This window comes from Actinospica acidithermotolerans, from assembly GCF_018139625.1.
GTDB classification, from domain to species: domain Bacteria; phylum Actinomycetota; class Actinomycetes; order Streptomycetales; family Catenulisporaceae; genus Actinospica; species Actinospica acidithermotolerans.
Genome location: NZ_JAGSOH010000101.1, coordinates 20762 through 27418, shown reverse-complemented (window position 1 = coordinate 27418; position 6657 = coordinate 20762). Strand labels below are relative to the sequence as shown.

Annotated in this window: 6 protein-coding genes; all 6 read left to right on the top strand. The window is 72.5% G+C overall.

What is annotated here, in order from left to right; translation table 11 throughout:
• The first annotated feature begins 104 nt into the window (after positions 1 to 104).
• The 6 genes from KDK95_RS26200 (at position 105) to KDK95_RS26175 (ending at position 6607) form a co-directional block, all read left to right on the top strand.
• Positions 105 to 1274, top strand: coding sequence for a 3-deoxy-7-phosphoheptulonate synthase (locus KDK95_RS26200; protein ID WP_212520960.1), 1170 nt, complete (start codon positions 105 to 107; stop codon positions 1272 to 1274).
• Between the two features lie 14 nt (positions 1275 to 1288).
• Positions 1289 to 2071 carry a 2,3-dihydro-2,3-dihydroxybenzoate dehydrogenase gene (locus tag KDK95_RS26195; RefSeq protein WP_212520959.1) on the top strand — a complete coding sequence of 261 codons (783 nt, stop codon included), beginning with the start codon at positions 1289 to 1291 and terminating at the stop codon, positions 2069 to 2071.
• A 13-nt stretch (positions 2072 to 2084) separates the two neighbouring features.
• Positions 2085 to 2726 carry an isochorismatase family protein gene (locus tag KDK95_RS26190; RefSeq protein ID WP_212520958.1) on the top strand — a complete coding sequence of 214 codons (642 nt, stop codon included), beginning with the start codon at positions 2085 to 2087 and terminating at the stop codon, positions 2724 to 2726.
• Positions 2723 to 4630: an anthranilate synthase family protein gene (locus KDK95_RS26185; RefSeq protein ID WP_212520957.1), complete on the top strand. Its 1908-nt coding sequence runs from the start codon at positions 2723 to 2725 to the stop codon at positions 4628 to 4630. The genes KDK95_RS26190 and KDK95_RS26185 overlap by 4 nt, the downstream gene beginning before the upstream one ends.
• Complete coding sequence (locus KDK95_RS26180) at positions 4627 to 5856, top strand: FAD-dependent monooxygenase (protein WP_212520956.1); 1230 nt, start codon at positions 4627 to 4629, stop codon at positions 5854 to 5856. Before KDK95_RS26185 ends, KDK95_RS26180 begins: the two co-directional genes overlap by 4 nt.
• A gap of 91 nt (positions 5857 to 5947) precedes the next feature.
• Entirely contained in the window at positions 5948 to 6607 is a 660-nt protein-coding gene (locus KDK95_RS26175; RefSeq protein ID WP_212520955.1) for a hemerythrin domain-containing protein, read from the top strand.
• Positions 6608 to 6657 lie beyond the last annotated feature (50 nt).

Genomic DNA, 6657 nt, shown 5'->3' with positions numbered 1-6657 from the left:
CGCGCTGGCGGCCCCGTCCCGCCACCTCCGCGCCGCTGGACCGCACGCCGGACGGCTGGCGCCGCAGCAGCTGGTAAGCCGAGACACCTCCCGGGAGAGCCGAGATGCACCACGTACTGGACGAGATCCGCTCCGCGCCCGCCCGGCAGCAGCCGGACTGGGCGGACCCCGCCCGGCTTGATCGGGTGGTCGAGGAGCTGCACACCCGGCGGCCGCTGGTGGCCGCGCACGATGTGCGCACCCTGAGTTCACTGCTGGCGGCGGTCGCCGCCGGCCGGGCCCTGGTGGTCCAGGCCGGCGACTGCGCCGAGGACCCGCAGGAGTGCGGGACCGCCGACGTCTCGCGCAAGCGGGCGCTGCTCGACCTACTGGCGGGCACGATGCGGATGGCCGCGCACAAGCCCGTGCTGCGCGTCGGCCGGATCGCCGGCCAGTACGCCAAGCCGCGCTCGAAGCCGCATGAGAACGTCGACGGCCGCTCGCTGCCCGCGTACCGCGGCCACATGGTCAACCTGCCCGAGCCGACCGCCGAGCGGCGCGAGCCCGACCCCGAGCGCATCCTGGACTGCTACGCCTCGGCCGACCTGATCGTGAACCGGCTCGGCTGGTGGGGTCGGCGCGAGCCGCTGCTCGACGCCGCGGTGTGGACCAGCCACGAGGCGCTGCTGCTCGACTACGAGTGCCCCATGCTGCGGCAGACCAGCGCGGGCGGACTGCTGCTCACCTCCACCCACTGGCCGTGGATCGGCGAGCGCACCCGGCAGCCCGAGGGCGCGCACGTCGCGATGCTCTCCCGCGTCGTCAACCCGGTCTCCTGCAAGCTCGGGCCGAGCACCACGCCCGAGGAGGCGCTGGAGCTGTGCGCGCTGCTCGACCCGCACCGCACGCCCGGCCGGCTGACCTTCATCGCGCGGATGGGCGCCGACGCCGTCGCCGACCGGCTGCCCCCGCTCGTGAAGGCGGTCCGCGCCGCCGGGCACCCGGTGATCTGGCTGTCCGACCCCATGCACGGCAACACCCTGACGACCCCCGACGGCTTCAAGACCCGCTACACGGAGACCGTGATCCGCGAGGTGCGCGGCTTCCAGTGGGCGGTGGGCAGGGCGGGCGGCGTCGCCGGCGGACTGCACCTGGAGACGACCCCGGACGAGGTCACCGAGTGCGTGCGCGACGCCTCCGAGGTCGAGCGCGTCGGCCACAAGTACACCAGCCTGTGCGACCCGAGGCTCAACCCCGTCCAGGCGGTCCAGGTGGCCGCCGCGTGGCAGGGCTAGGAAGGAGAGTTCTGATGACGAAGACGGAGAACCCCGGCACGGCGATCGTGACCGGCGCGGGCGGCGGCATCGGCGCCGCCGTGGCCCGGGTGCTCGCCGCCCGCGGAACCGCGGTCGCCGCCGTCGACCGGGACGCCGAGCGGCTGCGCGAGAACGTGGAGAAGATCGCCGCGGACGGCGGCCGGATCGAGGCGGTGCCCGCCGACGTCACCGACCCCGGAGACGTCGAGGCCGCCGCGGCCCGCGCGGAGCGGCTGCACGGCCCGACCGACTACCTCGTGAACGCGGCCGGGATCCTGCGCACCGGCGCGGCCGTGGAGCTCACCGAGCGGGACTGGAGCGAGACCCTGGCCGTCAATGCGACCGGCGTGTTCCTGATGTCCCGGGCCGTGGTCCGCCGGATGCTGCCGCGCCGCACCGGCGCGCTGGTGACGATCGTCTCGAACGCCGCCGGGACCGCGCGCGTGTCCATGTCGGCGTACGCGGCGTCCAAGGCGGCCGCGGAGATGTACACCAAGTGCCTCGGCCTGGAGGTCGCCGGGCACGGCATCCGCTGCAACCTGGTCGCCCCCGGCTCGACCGAGACCCCGATGCTCGTGGGCATGTGGGCCGACGAGTCCGGCCGCGCCTCGACCATCGACGGCAGCCTGGAGACCTACAAGGCCGGCATCCCGCTGCGCAAGCTCGCCGACCCGCGCGACATCGCCGAGGCCGTCGCCTTCCTGCTCTCGGACCGTGCCTCGCACATCACGATGCACACGCTCACGGTGGACGGCGGTGCGACGCTCGGTGTCTGAGAATCGTTCCGGCATGCCGACCATCGCCGCCTACCCGCTGCCCGCGGCCGGCGACCTGCCCGCGCCGAACACCGCGCGCTGGGTCGTCGAACCCGGCCGCGCCGCGCTGCTCGTGCACGACATGCAGCACTACTTCCTGCGCGCCCTTCCGGAACCGCTGCGCGGCCGGCTGATCGCGAACGCGGCCCGGCTGCGCGACGCGTGCGCGGCGGCGGGCATGCCGGTCGCGTACACGGCCCAGCCCGGCGACATGACCGAGCGCCAGCGCGGCCTGCTCAAGGACTTCTGGGGGCCGGGCATGACCGCGACGGCCGAGGACCGCAAGGTCGTCGAGCCCCTCAAGCCCGGACCGGACGACTGGTTCCTGACGAAGTGGCGCTACAGCGCGTTCTTCGACTCCGACCTGCTCGACCGGCTGCGCGCGCACGGCCGGGACCAGCTCGTGATCTGCGGCGTGTACGCGCACGTGGGCGTGCAGGCCTCGGCCGTCGAGGCGTTCTCGAACGACATCGAGACCTTCGTGGTCGCCGACGCGGTCGCGGACTTCTCCGAGGCCTACCACCGCTCCGCGCTCAAATACGTCGCCGAGCGCTGCGCGGTTGTCGCCACGACCGACGACGTGATCACCATGGCCGCGAAGGGCGGTGCGCCGTGAGCACCCTCCTGGACGCGGTCCTGTCCGACAGCCCGCCGCCGTTCGCGCTAATTCACCGCGGCGGACGGTTAGAGGTGCTGGCCGGCGAGGTAGGCGAGTACAAGAGCCTTGCCGACCTCCCCCTGGACACCGAGACCGCCGGCCCGCGCACCGACCTGCTCGCCCTGGTGCCCTTCCGGCAGATCGCCGAGCGCGGATTCGAGTGCGTGGACGACAACACGCCGCTGCTCGCACTGAAGGTCGCCGAACACGCGGAGCTGGCAGTGGCCGAGGTCCGAGCACGCATCGAGGACGTGCCCGCCGAGCTGTCCGCCGAGGGCTTCGACATCGACGACGATGCGTACGCCGCGATCGTGCGCGACGTGCTGGAGAACGAGATCGGCCGCGGCCTCGGCGCGAACTTCGTCATCAAGCGCACCTACCAGGCGCGGATCGCCGACTTCGGTCCGCGCGTGGCCCTCAGCCTGTTCAGCCGGCTGCTCGCCCAGGAAACCGGCGCCTATTGGACGTTCCTCGTGCACACCGGCCGGGGCACGCTGATCGGCGCGTCGCCCGAGCGGCATGTCGGCCTCGACGCCGGCGTCGCGAGCATGAACCCGATCAGCGGCACGTACCGCTACCCGGCCGGCGGCCCCGATCTCGACGGCGTGCTCGAGTTCCTCAACGATCCCAAGGAGATCGACGAGCTGTACATGGTCGTCGACGAGGAACTGAAGATGATGTCGCTGGTCTGCGACGGCGGCGGCCGGGTCACCGGCCCTCGGCTGAAGGAGATGGCGAAGCTCGCGCACACCGAGTACTTCATCGAGGGCTACAGCAGCCTTGACCCGCGCGAGCTGTGCCGCGGCACGCTGTTCGCCCCGACCGTCACCGGCAGCCCCCTGGAAAGCGCCTGCCAGGTGATCCGCAAGTACGAGCCCGAAGGCCGCGGCTACTACGCCGGCGCGCTCGCGCTGTTCGGCCGCGACGCGGACGGCCTCGTGTCGCTCGACTCGGCGATCCTGATCCGCTCCGCGCAGATCAGCCCCGAGGGCGCGCTGCGCCTCGGCGTCGGCGCGACGCTGGTCCGGCACTCCAGCCCGGAGCGCGAGGTCGCCGAGACCGCCGCGAAGGCCGCGGGCCTGCTCGGCGTGCTGCGCGGGACCTCGACGCGGACTTCGAAGTCCGCCGCCGCGCCGGCCGGCTTCGCCCGCCACCCGCGGGTCGCCGCCGCGCTCGACAACCGCAACGACGCCATATCCGACTTCTGGCTCGCCCCGCTCGGCGCCCGGCGGCGCGCGCTGCCCGAGCTCGAAGGGCTGCGCGTTCTCGTCGTCGACGCCGAGGACACCTTCACCGGCATGCTCGGCGACGAGCTGGCCGCGATGGGTCCGGCGATCACCGTGCGCCGCTTCGACGAATGCGCGCCGGCCGACGTCCGCGGCTTCGACTTCACGGTCCTCGGCCCCGGCCCCGGCGATCCGCGCGAGCTGGCCCATCCCAAGATCCGGCACCTCGACGAGACCGCCGGGCTGCTGCTGCGCGAGCGCCGCCCGTTCCTCGCCGTCTGCCTCAGCCACCAGGTGCTCAGCCGGCGCCTCGGCCTGGAGCTGATGCGGCTGCCGGTGCCGAACCAGGGGCTGCAACGCGAGATCGAGTTCTTCGACGGTCCCGAGCGGGTCGGCTTCTACAACTCCTTCGCCGCGCACGCGCCCGCCGACGGCTTCCGCGCCCTCGGAGTCGGAACGGTGGCCGTCAGCCGCGATCCGTACACCGGCGAGGTGCACGGCCTGCTCGGCCCGCACTTCGCCTCCACCCAGTTCCACGCCGAGTCGCTGCTCACGCTCGACGGGCCGCAGATCCTCGGCGGGCTCGTCCTGCGCGCCCTGACCGGCGCCTCCCAGGGAACGGAGACCCGAGCATGAGCAGCGCGCACCGGATCGTCATCGTCGGCGGCGGGATCTGCGGACTGGCCACGGCGCTCGCCGTGGCCCGCCGCGGGCACGCCGCGGTCGTGCTGGAGAAGGCGGACCGCTTCGCCGAGATCGGCGCCGGGATCCAGATCGCGCCCAACGGCATCCACGCGTTGCGCGAACTCGGCCTCGACGCGACGACCTCGCCCATCACGTCCCTGATGGACGAGCTCAGGTTCATGGACGGCGTGACCGGAGAGCACGTGGCCAGCATGGCGCTCACCGACGAATACCAGAAGCGCTTCGGCTACCCGTACGTCGTCGTCCACCGCGCCCAGCTGCACGCCGAACTGCTCGCGGCCTGCCAGGAGTCGGAGCTGATCGACCTGCGCACGAACGCCGCGGTCACCGGGTACCGGATCACCGGGTACGGCGCCGTGGCCATGCTCAGGGACTGCGAGACCGTCGCGGGCGCGGCCGTGATCGGGGCCGACGGCATCCACTCGGCGATCCGCCGTCAGCTGGTGCACGACGGCGACCCGATCGTCTCGGGCATCACGATCTACCGCACGACCGCGCCGATGGAGACCGTGCCGGCCGATCTGCTCCTGCCGGCCTCGGTCACGGCGTGGGCCGGACCGAAGTGGCACCTCGTGCACTACCCGATCGCCGGAGGCCGCCTGCTGAACCTGGCGATCAGCCTCGACAACGGCGCCACCGAGCGGTACGCCGGGGTGCCGGTCGCCGCGGACGAGGTGCTCGCGCAGTTCCCGCAGGCCTGCGACCAGGTCGCGCGGCTGCTCGCGCTCGGCGAGGACTGGAAGACCTGGATGCTGGTGGACCGCGAGCCGGTGCAGCGCTGGACGGACGGCCCGGTCGTGCTGCTCGGCGACGCCGCGCACCCGACGCTGCACTACGCGGCGCAGGGCGCGTGCCAGGCGATCGAGGACGCGGTGCTGCTCGGCCGGCTGCTCGACGGCTGCGCGCCGGAGGATTTCGCCGCCCGCTTCGCCGAGCTCAGCAAGCTGCGACGCGACCGCACGGCCAGGGTGCACGATTTCGCGCACCGCACCATCGAGGTCTGGCATCCGGCCGGCGACGCGGCGCGCGAGCGAAACCGGAAGTTGTCCGGACTGACCGGCCATCACATGCGGGAGTTCATCAGCTGGATGCATTCCCCGCAAAGCAGCTCGCTCGACGGGTACGAATATCAGGCGCCCCTCGCCGTCCATTCCTAGAATCGTCATAGTACGACGATGGGAAAGACGATAAATTGGCGGAGACCGGCGTGTCCGCCGGTGTTTCGAGTTTCTATTATGAGGGGGCCTCATGGCGACCGAAGAGACCGGGCGGACGGCCGCGCGGCGCCGGAACCTGGCCGAGGGGAAGATCGATTTCACGGCGATGTACGCCACCCACGACGCGTTCGAACGGGACCTGCGGAGGCTGACCGGGGCGGTCGCCGAGGGACGGGCCCAGACGCCGGGCGTGGCCGCCGGCTGGGAGTCTTTCAAGCACCAGTTGCACATCCACCACACCGCGGAGGACGCGACCCTGTGGCCCGCGCTGCGCCGCAAGGTGACCGAGCCGGCGGACGTCGAGGTGATCGACGCGATGAAGCGCGAACACGGGCGGATCGACCCGCTGCTCGCGCAGGTGGACGCGGGCTTCGCGTCCGGCGACCAGGGCGCGCTGTCCGCGGCCGCGGCCGAGGCCGCCCAGGCGCTCGGCGAGCACATGGCGCACGAGGAGGCCGCGGCCCTGCCGCTGATCGAGGCGCATCTGACGAAGGCGGAGTGGAACGAGTTCCCGAAGCACTCGCGGAAGATCAACTCGCTGGGCCGCGGCCTGGAGTTCCTGCCGTGGATGCTCGACGAGGCCGATCCGGAGCTCCACCGGAGCGCGATGCGGATCCTGCCGGCGCCCGCCCGCGTGATCTACCGCCGGGTCATGCTGCCGCGCTATGCGGGAAAGGCCTACTGGAAGTAGCGAGCGTTCCGCGGTAGTCGGGGGACAGCGTCGTCCCCCGAGTATCCGCT